General features: G+C 38.8%; 8 protein-coding genes. 5 read left to right on the top strand and 3 right to left on the bottom strand.

Going from position 1 to position 15,092, the window contains the following annotated elements; all coding sequences use genetic code 11:
• Positions 1-38 precede the first annotated feature (38 nt).
• From U5921_RS15805 to U5921_RS15795, 3 genes are read right to left on the bottom strand one after another with little or no spacing between them, the layout of a single operon-like run.
• Complete coding sequence (locus U5921_RS15805; protein WP_324824422.1) at positions 39-653, bottom strand: TetR/AcrR family transcriptional regulator; 615 nt, start codon at positions 651-653, stop codon at positions 39-41.
• Positions 654-691: 38 nt separating this feature from the next.
• Positions 692-3,847 carry an efflux RND transporter permease subunit gene (locus U5921_RS15800; RefSeq protein ID WP_324824421.1) on the bottom strand — a complete coding sequence of 1,052 codons (3,156 nt, stop codon included), beginning with the start codon at positions 3,845-3,847 and terminating at the stop codon, positions 692-694.
• Positions 3,848-3,861: 14 nt separating this feature from the next.
• The gene (locus U5921_RS15795; RefSeq protein WP_324824420.1) at positions 3,862-4,983 is read right to left on the bottom strand and encodes an efflux RND transporter periplasmic adaptor subunit; all 1,122 of its coding nucleotides are present in this window, start codon (positions 4,981-4,983) and stop codon (positions 3,862-3,864) included.
• Between the two features lie 289 nt (positions 4,984-5,272).
• On the opposite strand from U5921_RS15795, the gene nth reads away from it, so the two are divergent.
• The 5 genes from nth (at position 5,273) to U5921_RS15770 (ending at position 14,987) form a co-directional block, all read left to right on the top strand.
• Positions 5,273-5,917 (top strand): endonuclease III, encoded by a 645-nt coding sequence (nth, locus tag U5921_RS15790; protein WP_324824419.1) that lies wholly within the window; start codon positions 5,273-5,275, stop codon positions 5,915-5,917.
• Positions 5,918-6,107: 190 nt separating this feature from the next.
• Positions 6,108-8,153, top strand: coding sequence for a methyl-accepting chemotaxis protein (locus U5921_RS15785; RefSeq protein WP_324824418.1), 2,046 nt, complete (start codon positions 6,108-6,110; stop codon positions 8,151-8,153).
• A gap of 164 nt (positions 8,154-8,317) precedes the next feature.
• Positions 8,318-10,363, top strand: a complete 2,046-nt coding sequence (locus U5921_RS15780; protein ID WP_324824417.1) for a methyl-accepting chemotaxis protein — start codon at positions 8,318-8,320, stop codon at positions 10,361-10,363.
• Positions 10,364-10,642: 279 nt separating this feature from the next.
• Positions 10,643-12,676, top strand: coding sequence for a methyl-accepting chemotaxis protein (locus U5921_RS15775; RefSeq protein WP_324824416.1), 2,034 nt, complete (start codon positions 10,643-10,645; stop codon positions 12,674-12,676).
• A gap of 268 nt (positions 12,677-12,944) precedes the next feature.
• A complete protein-coding gene (locus tag U5921_RS15770; protein ID WP_324824415.1) occupies positions 12,945-14,987 on the top strand; it encodes a methyl-accepting chemotaxis protein in 2,043 nt (680 codons plus the stop codon).
• Positions 14,988-15,092 lie beyond the last annotated feature (105 nt).

Below are 15,092 nucleotides of genomic sequence, written 5' to 3'. Positions count from 1 at the left end.
ACAACATATCTCGTTATACTACTATTGTTTTTTATTTATTATTTTTGTAAACCATTTAAGATTAACGAGAGTAAATCATTTGAGTTCCAATTTTTTACTGAAATATCCTTTAGTACTTGCGGGATAAAATGTTGATTTTGAAAGTCTATATAGAATGCGATGGATCCCAAGATTCCGATGGAATACATTGATGGATCGCCTTCTTTAAATTCACCGGAGGAAATGCCATTTTTAATAATATTCAAGAGGCAGTGATAACGATATTCTATAAACTTTTCAAAAAGGGTTGATAGTTTAGCATCCCTGAATAATTCTAAGAGAAACAGATGCGGAGGAAGCTTTTTTGTGTGACACACATAATGAACAATACTGGTATCGTATTTAATAAAAATCCGCAACTGCTCAGATGCTTTTTTATTTTCATTTGACTTTTTTATATATTCATAATTCTTTTTATACTCATTTGAAAAATAGTCAAAGAGAGCCATAAATATGGCCTCTTTGCTGTCAAAATATTCGTAAACGGTACCTTTTCCAATGCCTGACCTGTTTGCGATATCTATAATTTTTGTGTTTGCATATCCTTTTTCTACGAAAATATCATAAGTAGCTTCTAAAATTTGTTCCCGTTTTTGTTTTTTTCTTACATTCATAGCCGTGACCACCTTTTTATAATGTAGAAAATAGCTTTTTAGTTTGGAAGAAAGTTTTGCTCTTCATCCTTGTTCCATTCTTCTTCCAATGCTTTCAGCTGCTCTGCACGCTGTTCTTTTTTTATGATAGATTTTTTCTTACGGTCATCATTAATAGAATAAAGTACCGGAATTAAAATCAATGTAACAAGTGTAGAACCCAGCAGTCCGCCGATAATAGTGGTTCCCATAGGCGCCAGCATTTCACCACCGTCTCCAAGTCCAAGAGAAAGTGGAATCATACCCACGCAGGTAGTAATTGTAGTCATTAAGATAGGGCGAAGCCTTGAAGAACCTGCCAATGCAATTGCATCTTCTTTTTCCATCTTCGTTTCGTTTAGCTTGATAAATTCAATCAGTAAGATTGAATTGTTTACAACAATACCAATCAACATGATGAGTGCAATGAAAGCAGGCATGGAGAGTCGCATTCCTGTTATAAATAAAGCTAGGAAGGAACCAGACATTGCAAAAGGAATTGCCATCATAACAACGACCGGAAGAACCAAGGATTCAAATTGTGCGGCCAAAAGCATATATACAAGTAAAATGGAAGTAAGCAGGGCGAGAAGCAGTGAACCGAAAGCTTCTACCATTTCTTCCTGCTGCCCGCCGTTATCATAAGAATAGCCGTCAGGGAACGGATAATTTTCAACGAGCTTCATGACGTCTTTTGAAACGGAACCAAGGTCTCTTCCTTCTATAGTAATATTTAAATCCACCGTTCGTTCCTGATTGGTCCGATTGATGACAGATGGCGAATTATCGTATACAAAATTAGCAATTTCACCCACTGGAACACTCTGACCGGAAGTACCTGTGACCAATATTTGTTTCATATTATCCAGACTGTCTTGAAACGTATCGTTTAAAGATAGGTTGATTTCAATTTCTTCTCCGTTTAATTTTAGCTTAGTAGCAGTGCTTCCAGTCAGTCCGGTTTTTAAATCATTAGCCAGCTGGTAGGCAGTGATGCCGTAGTGAGCGGCAGTATTTCGATTTAGAGAAACACGCACTTCAGGATTTCCCTCCGTTATACCTAATACAGCGTCTGAAACGCCTTCTACATCATGGATTTGACTTAATAAATCGTTTCCAATCTGTTCAAGCACGTCGAGCTCAGCTCCTTTAAAAGTTAAAGACATATCAGAACCACCCATCATCATTCCGGTTGAGGAAGATTCTGTAACTTTAATATCGGAACCGGAAAAATCCTTCAACTGTTTTTTTACTTCTTTCACAACTTCTGCTGTACTCCTTTTTCTTTTACTCCTTTCAACAAGTGTTACGTTGATTGTGGAGGTGTTGGAGGAGCTTCCCAAAAAATCGGAAGAAGCAATATCTACAGTACAGTGTTCCATTTCAGGAATTTCAAGTAAATAATTTTCCATTTGCTCTGCCGCCTTGTCACGGTCTTCAAGGCTGGTTCCATAAGGGCTTTCAATCGTGACTGAGAAGCTACCTTCATCTGTGGCAGGAATCAGTTCCATACCGACAACGCTCACTAAAATAGAAGAGACAATGAAAATGATGACACAGGTAATACAAGTGCGCTTTCTGTGTCGAAGAGCCCAGCGAATGATTTTTTCATAAATTTTTGTAAGAGCTTCAATTCCATGTGTAAAATAGGGAAGTAATTTAAATTTATAGCGGTGCTTCCCGATCCGTACATAGGTAACATGAATTACTTTTTTCATTATCCTTGAGCAGAGCATAGGGACAACGGTTAAAGATACTGCCAAGGAGGCAAGTAATGCAAAAATAATGGTATAACAGAAATCTCGGAACATCATAGCTGAAATGCCGCCGCTTAAGGCAATTGGGAGATATACGACTAAGCTGGTGAGAGTAGAAGCGATGACCGCAGTGTAAACCTGCTTACTCCCGGTAATTGCTGCAGCTTGCGGGTCACCCATTTCATGATTTAAGCTGTATATGTTTTCCAATACGATAACCGAGTTGTCAACGAGCATGCCGACACCTAAAGTAAGGGCACACAGAGTAATCATGTTTAACGTAATTCCCATAAAGTGCATCAAAGCAAAGGTCGCAAGAAAAGAAGCTGGGATCGATATAGCAATTACCATAGTAGAGCCAAAATTACGCAAAAAGAAGAAAATAACGATGACTGCTAATATTGCTCCGGTTATTGCAGAATTTGCAACGGAAGAAACTGCGTTCTGAATGAAGTCCGCTTGATTAAATCCAATCGTAAAATGTAAATCGGGATTCTTTTTCTCCAATGCATGTAATGTATTTTCAACAGATTTGCATACATCAACGGTATTGCCGACTGATTGTTTTGTGATGATGATTCCAATTGCTGTTCGGCCGTCTACACGGCTGATGGAATCCTGCTCTTTTTCCTGCATGGAAAGTGACGCAATATCTTGAAGATTAATAATTTCTCGTGTAGGGAGAGTAATCGGATATTTTTCTAATTCTTCTACATCTTTAAATTCTCCTATGGTACGCACGATAACCTCTGTTGAACCTTTTGAGATTGCACCGCTTGGACGATTTAGATTTTCAGCAGATAGCATTTGGCTAACAGCAGAGAGGGTAAGACCGTAACCCGCCAGTCGTTCTTGGTCAAAGTTGACTGCGACTTCTTGTTCAATTCCTCCAACTAACGAAACAGAGGCGACTCCGTCAACTCGCTTAAAGGAGTTAGTCAGATCGCCGTCGATTTTATTGTATAGGTCAGTTAGAGGCATATCACCGGATACATAGATCTGCATAATTGGTGCAGCATTCATATCCATTTTCATTACAATAGGATCCGATGCTTCATCTGGTAAATAGTCTTGAACAAGAGCAATCTTTTCACGCATATTAAGAGTTGCAAAATTCATATCTGTATCAGTTGAGAATTGTACTGCTGTAATCGAGCTGCCAGCACTTGAAAGAGAATAGATTGTATCTAAATTTTCTACAGCCGCCAACTGTTCCTCAATGGGCTTTGTAATCATAGTTTCCACTTCTTCAGGTGATGCGTTTGGATAATTAATCATAACCAAGGCGACCGGAAGCTGTATATTGGGAAAGAGATCTTGAGGAATTTGTATGAGAGATACCGTACCAATCAGAACTACCATTAACAGAACCATTACGGTAGTAATGGGGCGTTTTACGGAAATATGGGATAAATTCATATGTAATAAGCCTCCTATTTTATTATATTTACTTTTTCGCCTTCAATAATGTAATGCTGTCCTTCAGTAACAACTAAGTCACCTTTTTTCAAGCCCGATTTGATCTCGACTAAAGTACCGTTATCTAATCCGGTTTCTACTGAAACGTAAGAAGGAATACCATCTTTTAGAAGCACTACTGTTGTTTCGCTGGCTTTAATGATGACAGCATCAGAAGGGATGCAAAGTACGTTGGACTTCTGATCTGAGACTAGATTTACTTCTGCAAACATGCCCGCTTTTATTCCATCAGGAAGTTGGTTAAATGAGATTGTAACTGGGTAAGTTAAATTTCCGCTGGCTGGAGCGGGAGAAATCGTTTTGACAGTACCGTTAAAAGGCTCATTTGAAAGTGATTTTGCAGTTACGCTGACTTTATCTCCGACTTTTATTTTTCCGATGAGATATTCAGAGACGTTTGCTTCCAATTCTAGTTTTTCGGTATTAGCAATTGATACCGCCGCAGAGGAAAGAGAAGGATAGGCGCCTTCTGTTAAATTAACCTCGGTGATATATCCGCTGATTGGTGCGGTCATTGTGCCGTTTGAAAGCATGCTTTGAGCAGATGCCTGTGCCGCAAGTGAAGAATCGAGCTGCCCTTGACAAGTCTTATAGTTGGTCTCTGCCTGTTCATATTGCTGTTGTGAAACAGCTCCTTCTTTATATAATGTAGCCATACGTTCATAGTTTGTCTTAGCACTGTTTAATGCTTCCTGCGAAATAGAGACGCCTGCAGCGGCTTGATTGTAAGAAGCCTGTACTTGCTCGGTGTCCTGTGTAAACAGAACATCCCCTTTTGTAACATAGTCTCCAACCTTTACATTGACACGAGTAACTTCAGTCTGCAGAGTTGCCATCAAAGAGACTTGATCTTCTGCGGAAATAACTCCGCTCAATGGTGTTGTAACTTCGATGGTAGACATCAATGCTTCTGCTGTTTTCACATTAACTGGAGTTTTATCTAAGGACTCTTTATTGAGTCTGGATGAGATAATACGAAAAGCTGCAAAAAGAATAAATACGATTATAATACTAAAAAGTAAGAATTTCTTTTTTTTCGAGATGCCTGATATTTTTTTTGTTATTTGTTTTTCCATATGGTATTCCTCCTAAAACCAATTGCATTTACGCTGTTAAATTTATGTAATTCAATAAAAATTCTAAAAACTGACCAATGGGTCAGACCGATTTAATACTACTTTAGTGAGCTGAAAATGTCAATAGAAAATTGATCTTATGGAGGGTTCTGTTTAAAATAAATATGTAGGGATATATATATTAAAAAGAAAGAATAAAATTTTTGAATATTTAGTAAAATCTTAAGCTGTAAATAAAGAATATAGATGATTTATAGAATCGATTTGTGAAATAAGGGGGAAGCAAAATATGAAGAAATTAAAGAAGAAAGAACGTGAAGAATTAGTTGCACGTTTGTTGAATTTGTATCCAAATGCTGAGTGTGCACTTCACTTCAAGACGATCTATCAATTGCTGATTGCAGTGCTTCTATCAGCACAGACAACAGACAAGAGCGTAAATGAAGTGACCCCGGCACTTTTTGAGAGGTCTCCGGATGCAAAGACAATGTCGGAGCTTTCAGAGGAAGAATTGCAGAAGTATTTAAAGAGGATTGGGATGTATCGAACCAAGGCAAAAAACGTACGGAATTTATCCATTCAATTGTTAGAGGAATATAACGGAGAAGTTCCAAAGGATTATGAAAAGCTGGTTGAATTACCTGGGGTGGGAAGGAAAACGGCAAATGTTGTATTGTCTGTTGGATTTGGTGAACCTCGTATCGCTGTAGATACACATGTCTTTCGATTAGCGAATCGAATTGGAATTGTAAATGAAAAGAATGTATTAAATACCGAACTTGCATTAATGAGAGTTATCCCAAAAGAATATTGGAGTGATACGCATCATGCTCTGATCTGGCATGGCCGCCAGATTTGTACAGCGAGAAATCCAAAATGTGAAGAATGCTTCCTTAATGATTTGTGTTTAAAAAATGGTCTAGATAAGAAATAAAATTGGTTATAGTATGTCTTGCTTAAAAAACAGATAATTCCTATTATTTCAAATTATTTTGTAGAAATTTACCAAAAGCAATTGTAATTTACTGTGGATACGTGTATAATTTTATACATAGTCTATTTTGTATTTTTAAATTTAGTAATTATAAAATTTAAACCGAATTTGAAACAGTGGGGGAAGTAAAATGAAAAAGAAGATGTATTTTAAAAGCAGCATACAACGAATGAATAGTATTCAAACCAAAATAATTACAATTATTGGAAGTATTTTAATTGTTGCAATGGTTCTTGCCGGTATTGTTGTGGTGAATCTTACATCGAAAACGGTCATTAAAAATGAATCAGATATTGCTCAAATATCTCAAGAAAAATTGGTGGCCGAGCTGAATAATTACTTTACACTTTATGTAACTGTCACGAAACAATTAGCCTATGATGATAACGTGAGAAATTTATTACAGAATGTGACTGCGGTAAGTGAGTTAAAAAGTTCCCCTTATTGGAGCGGAGCCCATGATATGCTTGCACGGACCGAATATGCAAATGTAGAAAACAATTTTGAGCCATTTGTTGTAGATTTGGATGGGCAAGTTGGATTTGATGGTGAGAATTGGGTTGACAGTTATGATCTGACGACGCGGGACTACTGGTTTCGGGATGAAGCAGATATAGAACGAGGGTATATCATTACTGAGCCGTATGTGGATCTGGACACGGGAGATCAGGTTATTACTGTTTCCGCTCCTGTCTATAATTCATCCGGCAGTAAGATTATAGGGATTGCAGGGATTGATGTACATACAAATAAAATCAATGAAATGATTTCTGAACATAAAACTACTTATGAAACTGGGCAGACTATCCTCTTTTCCAAGACTGGAATGGTATTGTCAAGTAAAGACGACGAAGATATTTTAAAGGATATTACAGAAATCGGTCTGAGTTCGGAAATTCTAGGTGATTTAGAATCACCTAGTGGAAATGTCATACAATTTAATGATGACGGAGTGGAATCGTACGGTGTAAGCAGCACGATTGAAGCAGCTGATTGGAAAGTGCTTTTATCCATACCGGAAAAAGAATTTTTAAGCGCAGTTCAAACAACAAAGCGGACGGTGACGTTACTATTCGTATTTGCTGGAATGATTCTTTTAGCCGTTATGGTCTTAATTTCCAGAAGCATTATAGCGCCGTTAAAGCGTTTGACTGTGGTTACCGATGAAATGGCGAAAGGAAACCTGGATGCAGAAATAGATATTCATGCGAATGATGAAGTGGGAAGGCTCGCAGACTCGATGCGTGCATTGACGCAACGTTTACATAGCTACGTGGATTATATTGCAGAAATCTCTGATGCACTTTATGAATTCGGAAATGGAAATCTGACCTTGCATTTGGAGCAAGCCTATGATGGCGAATTTGAACGAGTAAAAGAAGCGATGATGAATGCATCTACAGTCTTTAAACATACGATCGGAGAAATGGTAGACATTTCTTCACAGGTAGCAAGCAGCTCCGAGCAGGTGGCAAGCGGTTCACAGATGCTGGCACAGGGTACAACGGAGCAGGCAAGCTCCATCGAGGAATTGTCTGCAACCATTCAGGAAATCTCTGAGAATGTAAATAAAAATGCACAAAATGCAATGCATGCAGCAACACAGGTACAGACGGTGGGAAAAGCCGCAGATAAGAGCAACGAACAGATGGTTCATATGATGAAGGCAATCGATGAAATCAATGTGAAATCATCGGAGATCGGAAAGATCATTAAAACGATTGATGACATTGCATTCCAGACTAACATTTTGGCACTGAATGCAGCTGTTGAAGCGGCCAGGGCTGGAGCAGCCGGAAAGGGCTTCGCTGTCGTAGCCGACGAAGTTCGAAACTTAGCAAGCAAGTCAGCAGAAGCGGCAAAGAATACGACTATTTTAATTGAAGATTCCATACGAGCGGTAGAGAATGGAACGTCAATTGCAAATGAAACGAGTCAGGTCTTAAGTGAAGTGCTGGAGGGTGTGACACAAACGGTTGATCAAATACATAAAATTTCAAATGCATCCAATGAGCAGGCAGATTCCTTGTCCAGTACGTTGCAGGGAGTGGAACAAATCAGTGCCGTTGTACAGACGAATTCAGCAACGGCTGAGGAGAGCTCTGCGGCCAGTGAAGAATTATCCAGTCAGGCTGCAATGCTGAAACAATTGTCGAATCGATTTAATTTAAATTAGATTATTAATAAGTGTAAAAAATACGAAATGCAATTTATTGCATTTCGTATTTTTTTGTTCGTACATATACGATAAACGATATAATGTTTAATTATTTGCAATATTCATGAAAATGAATTATAATAATTAGTAAAATATTAGTTACAGATAATGGGGGAAATAAAATGAAAAAAAGGTTGCATTTTAAAAGCAGCATACAACGGATGAAGAGTATTCAAACCAAAATTGTTACAATTATTGGTAGTATTGTAATTGTTGCAATGGTTCTTGCCGGTATCGTAGTGGTGATTCTTACATCGAATACGGTCATTAAAAATGAAACAGATATTGCACAAGCATCTCAAGAAAAATTAGTGGCCGAGCTGAATAATTATTTTATTCTTTATACTACAGTTACAAAACAGATGGCATATGATGACAATGTAAGAAATTTATTGCAAAATGTAACGACTGCGAATGAGTTGAATAGCTCGCCTTATTGGAAGGGCGTTTATGATATGCTTACGAGGACATATTCTGCTAACGTGGATAATAATTTTGACCCGTTTGTTGTAGACTTGGATGCCAAAGTTGGTTTTAATGGGATTGATTGGTTAGATAATTTTGATTTAACAACGAGGGATTATTGGTTTAAAGATGAAACGGATATTAAGAGAGGATATATTATAACTGAACCATATGTGGACTTGGACACAGGAGATCAGATTATTACCGTTTCTGCTCCGGTGTATAATCCATCCGGAAGCCAAATTATAGGAATTGTTGGAATTGATGTACATATTAATAAAATCAATGAAATGATCGCAGAGCATAAAACAACCTATGAAACAGATAAAACTGTGCTCTTCTCAGATACAGGAGTGGTACTGTCAAGTCAGGATGACGAAGATATTTTAAAAAATATGACGGAAATTGGATTAAGTAAGGAAATGCTGGATGACCTGAAATCACCAAGTGGGGATGTGATTCAATTTAGCGATGACGGCGTATCCTCTTATGGCGTGACTGGAACGATTGAAGCAGCTGATTGGAAAATACTTTTAACGATTCCGGAGAAAGAATTTTTAAGTGCAGTTCGAACTACAAAACGAACCGTGACTTTATTCTTCGTAGTTGCTGGAATGATTCTTTTGGCAGTAATGCTTCTGGTTTCCAGAAGCATTACTGCGCCGTTAAAGCGTTTGACTGCGGTTATTGATGAAATGGCGAAAGGAAATCTGGATGCAGAAATCAATATTTATGCAAATGATGAAGTGGGAAGGCTCGCAGACTCGATGCGGCAACTGACGCAGCGTTTACACAGCTATGTCGATTATATCGCAGAAATTTCCGATGCACTTTATGAATTCGGAAATGGAAATCTGACCTTGCATTTGGAACAAGCCTACGATGGCGAATTTGAACGAGTGAAAGAAGCGATGATGAATGCATCTACAGTCTTTAAACATACAATCGGAGAAATGGTAGACATTGCTTCACAGGTAGCAAGCAGCTCCGAGCAGGTGGCAAGCGGCTCACAGATGCTGGCGCAAGGGACAACGGAACAAGCAAGCTCCATCGAGGAATTGTCTGCAACCATTCAGGAAATCTCTGAGAATGTAAATAAAAATGCACAAAGTGCAATGCATGCAGCAACACAGGTACAGACGGTGGGAGAGGCTGCAGATAAGAGCAATGAACAGATGGTTCATATGATGAAGGCAATCGATGAAATCAATGTGAAATCATCGGAGATCGGAAAGATCATTAAAACGATTGATGACATTGCATTCCAAACGAACATCTTGGCACTGAATGCAGCCGTTGAAGCAGCCAGAGCCGGAGCAGCTGGAAAGGGCTTTGCAGTCGTAGCCGACGAAGTTCGAAACTTAGCAAGCAAGTCAGCAGAGGCGGCAAAGAATACGACTATTTTAATTGAAGATTCCATACGAGCGGTAGAGAATGGAACGTCAATTGCAAATGAAACGAGTCAGGTCTTAAGTGAAGTGCTGGAAGGTGTGATACAGACCGTTGAGAGGATTCATGAGATTTCAAATGCATCCAATGAGCAGGCAGATTCCTTGTCCAGTACGTTGCAGGGAGTGGAACAAATCAGTGCCGTTGTACAGACGAATTCAGCAACGGCTGAGGAGAGCTCTGCAGCCAGTGAAGAATTATCCAGTCAGGCTGCCATGCTGAAACAATTGTCGAATCGATTTAATTTGAACTAAACTTGCATTAAAATAAAACAAAAAATGTTTTACAGGCAGTTTTAAGGCTGCCTGTATTTCATATGCTGAGGGTAATTATATAATAATACTTTTACTTTTAATTTAAGATAAAATACTTGTAATTTTATAATTTGAATGTAATTATTTTTATACAAAATTATTAAATAACCTGATAGAATTAAAAAACACAAAATTAAATATAAATTTATTTGAATTTATTGACAATATGACATATAATAGCACAATCTGATAAAATTTGAAATGAAAGGGTAGCAGTAGATGAAAAAAAGTATAGGCAAAATCAAAAGTATACAAAACAAGATAATAATTGGAATTGGCGGCATTATAATCATTGCAATGGTTCTTGCAGGTATTGTTGTGGTGAATCTTACTTCCAAAACAGTAATAAAGGATGAGAGTAATATTGCTCAGGTATCAGAAGAGAAATTGATTGCTGAGTTGAACCATTACTTTACTCAGTACATAAGCGTCACAAAGCAGATGGCACTTGATGAAAGCCTTCAAGAACTATTAGAAACAGTTCATGAGAGAAAAGATCTAAAAACCTCACCTTATTGGGAGGGTGCACATGAAATGCTGAGGCGTACAAAAGATGCAAATGTTGAAAATGATTTTGCACCATTTGTTGCAGATTTGGATGCGCTACTTATGTTTAATGGGGAAGAATGGGTTTCGGAAGATGGATTTGATTTTACGTTACGAGACTACTGGTTTAAGGATGAAACAGATATTGAGCGAGGTTATATCATTTCTGAGCCATATCTCGATTCATATACCGGCGACCAGATTGTTACGGTTTCCGCTCCGATTTATAATAAAGCAAATACTAAAATCATAGGTATTGCAGCGATTGATGTACATATCAATGAAATGAATAAGATGGTTACGGGGCATGCGACTTCTTATGAAACAGCGAAAACCCTTCTTTGTTCTTCAAGCGGAAAGGTGCTTGCAAGCAGTGATGAAGAGGAAGTGCTGAAATCGATTGACGAAATCGGATTGAGTAAAGCCATGTTAGAAGACGTTGCACAGCCAAGTGGAAATGTGATTCGATTCGACGATAACGGCGTATCCTCTTATGGTGTGAGCGGAACGATTGAAGCATCCGGCTGGAAAGTACTTTTATCCATACCGGAAAAAGAATTTTTAAACTCGGTAAAAACAACGACACGGACATTGACGATCTTTTATGTATTGGTAGGACTGATTTTATTAGCGGTTATGCTTTTCATTTCCAGGAGCATTACAGCGCCGTTAAAACGTTTGACTGTGGTTACCGATGAAATGGCGAAAGGAAACCTGGATGCAGAAATCAATATTTATGCAGATGATGAAGTGGGAAGGCTCGCAGACTCGATGCGGCAACTGACGCAGCGTTTACACAGCTATGTCGATTATATCGCAGAAATTTCCGATGCACTTTATGAGTTCGGAAATGGAAATTTGACCTTGCATTTGGAACAAGCCTACGATGGCGAATTTGAACGAGTGAAAGAAGCGATGATGAATGCATCTACAGTCTTTAAACATACAATCGGAGAAATGGTAGACATCGCTTCACAGGTAGCAAGCAGCTCCGAGCAGGTGGCAAGCGGCTCACAGATGCTGGCGCAAGGGACAACGGAACAAGCAAGCTCCATCGAGGAATTGTCTGCAACCATTCAGGAAATCTCTGAGAATGTAAATAAAAATGCACAAAGTGCAATGCATGCAGCAACACAGGTACAGACGGTGGGAGAGGCTGCAGATAAGAGCAATGAACAGATGGTTCATATGATGAAGGCAATCGATGAAATCAATGTGAAATCATCGGAGATCGGAAAGATCATTAAAACGATTGATGACATTGCATTCCAAACGAACATCTTGGCACTGAATGCAGCCGTTGAAGCGGCCAGGGCCGGAGCAGCCGGAAAGGGCTTTGCAGTCGTAGCCGACGAAGTTCGAAACTTAGCAAGCAAGTCAGCAGAGGCGGCGAAGAATACGACTATTTTAATTGAAGATTCCATACGAGCGGTAGAGAATGGAACGTCAATTGCAAATGAAACGAGTCAGGTCTTAGGTGAAGTGTTGGAGGGTGTGACACAGACCGTTGAGAGGATTCATGAGATTTCAAATGCATCCAATGAGCAGGCAGATTCCTTGTCCAGTACGTTGCAGGGAGTGGAACAAATCAGTGCCGTTGTACAAACGAATTCAGCAACGGCTGAGGAGAGCTCTGCAGCCAGTGAAGAATTATCCAGTCAGGCTGCCATGCTGAAGCAGTTATCGAATCGATTTAATTTAGATTAAATCGAAGTAAAATATATTTGTGAATAGTCAAAAACAGGCAGTTTTATAACTGCCTGTTTTTTGTTTGTAGTAACTGCAAGTTGATTCAAAATATAAATTACAAATTTTCTATGTATATAATAAAAAATTACTTAAAAAAATTGTCCGATAATACCGAATAGAAAAAATTAACAAAATAAAATGTAAATTCAATTGAATTTGGAAGTGATGTGGAATATAATATATTTCATACAATATATTATTAATTCAAATAAGGGGGTAGCAGTGCATGAAAAGAAGTATAAAAGATTTATACAGGATAGAAAGCATACAAAACAAAATAGTTATTGGCATTGGTGGCATTATAATTATTGCAATGATTCTTGCAGGTATTGTTGTGGTGAATCTTACTTCCAAAACAGTAATAAAGGATGAGAGTAATATTGCTCAGGTATCAGAAGAGAAATTGATTGCTGAGTTAAACCATTACTTTACTCAGTACATAAGCGTCACAAAACAGCTGGCACTTGATGATAATCTTCAAAAAATATTAGAAACGATTCATGAGAAAAAAGATCTAAAAACCTCACCTTATTGGGAGGGTGCACATGAAATGTTAAGGCGTACGGAAGAAGCAAATGTTGAAAATGATTTTGCACCATTTATTGGAGCCCTAAATGCACAAGTTGGATTTGACGGTGGAGATTGGATCAGTGATGATGATTTCGATTTAACACAAAAAGACTATTGGATTCAAAATGAAACAGATATTGAGCGAGGTTATATCATCACTGAACCATATCTCGATTCATATACCGGAGACCAAATTATTACGGTTGCTTCTCCAATTTACAATAAAGCAAATACTAAAATCATAGGAATTGCGGGAATTGACGTACATATCAATAAAATGAATAAGATGGTTACGGGGCATGCGACTTCTTATGAAACAGCGAAAACCCTTCTTTGCTCTTCAAGCGGAAAGGTGCTTGCAAGCAGTGATGAAGAGGAAGTGCTGAAATCGATTGACGAAATCGGATTGAGTAAAGCCATGTTAGAAGACGTTGCACAGTCAAGTGGAAATGTGATTCGATTCGACGATAACGGCGTATCCTCTTATGGCGTGAGCGGAACGATTGAAGCAGCTGGCTGGAAAGTACTTTTATCCATACCGGAAAAAGAATTTTTAAGTTCGGTAAAAACAACGACACGGACATTGACGATCTTTTATGTATTGGTAGGACTGATTTTATTAGCGGTTATGCTTTTCATTTCCAGGAGTATTACAGCGCCGTTAAAACGTTTGACTGTGGTTACCGATGAAATGGCGAAAGGAAATCTGGATGCAGAAATCAATATTTATGCAAATGATGAAGTGGGAAGGCTCGCAGACTCGATGCGGCAACTGACGCAGCGTTTACACAGCTATGTCGATTATATCGCAGAAATTTCCGATGCACTTTATGAGTTCGGAAATGGAAATTTGACCTTGCATTTGGAACAAGCCTACGATGGCGAATTTGAACGAGTGAAAGAAGCGATGATGAATGCATCTACAGTCTTTAAACATACAATCGGAGAAATGGTAGACATTGCTTCACAGGTAGCAAGCAGCTCCGAGCAGGTGGCAAGCGGCTCACAGATGCTGGCGCAAGGAACAACGGAGCAAGCAAGCTCCATCGAGGAATTGTCTGCAACCATTCAGGAAATCTCTGAGAATGTAAATAAAAATGCACAAAGTGCAATGCATGCAGCAACACAGGTACAGACGGTGGGAGAGGCTGCAGATAAGAGCAATGAACAGATGGTTCATATGATGAAGGCAATCGATGAAATCAATGTGAAATCATCGGAGATCGGAAAGATCATTAAAACGATTGATGACATTGCATTCCAAACGAACATCTTGGCACTGAATGCAGCCGTTGAAGCAGCCAGGGCCGGAGCAGCCGGAAAGGGCTTTGCAGTCGTAGCCGACGAAGTTCGAAACTTAGCAAGCAAGTCAGCAGAGGCGGCAAAGAATACGACTATTTTAATTGAAGATTCCATACGAGCGGTAGAGAATGGAACGTCAATTGCAAATGAAACGAGTCAGGTCTTAGGTGAAGTGTTGGAGGGTGTGACACAGACCGTTGAGAGGATTCATGAGATTTCAAATGCATCCAATGAGCAGGCAGATTCCTTGTCCAGTACGTTGCAGGGAGTGGAACAAATCAGTGCCGTTGTACAGACGAATTCAGCAACGGCTGAGGAGAGCTCTGCGGCCAGTGAAGAATTATCCAGTCAGGCTGCCATGCTGAAGCAGTTATCGAATCGATTTAATTTAAATTAACTTTTTTATGACATGTAAAAGCGCAAATTTCTATGAAATTTGCGCTTTTGCAATTTGTACAGGAACCCATTATTGTTGAAATTATTTGAAAGTTTCTTAAATAGA

This window comes from Sinanaerobacter sp. ZZT-01 (genome assembly GCF_035621135.1).
Taxonomy (GTDB): domain Bacteria; phylum Bacillota; class Clostridia; order Peptostreptococcales; family Anaerovoracaceae; genus IOR16.
Note: the sequence above shows the minus strand (reverse complement) of the source record. Positions and strands in the feature narration are given on the sequence as shown.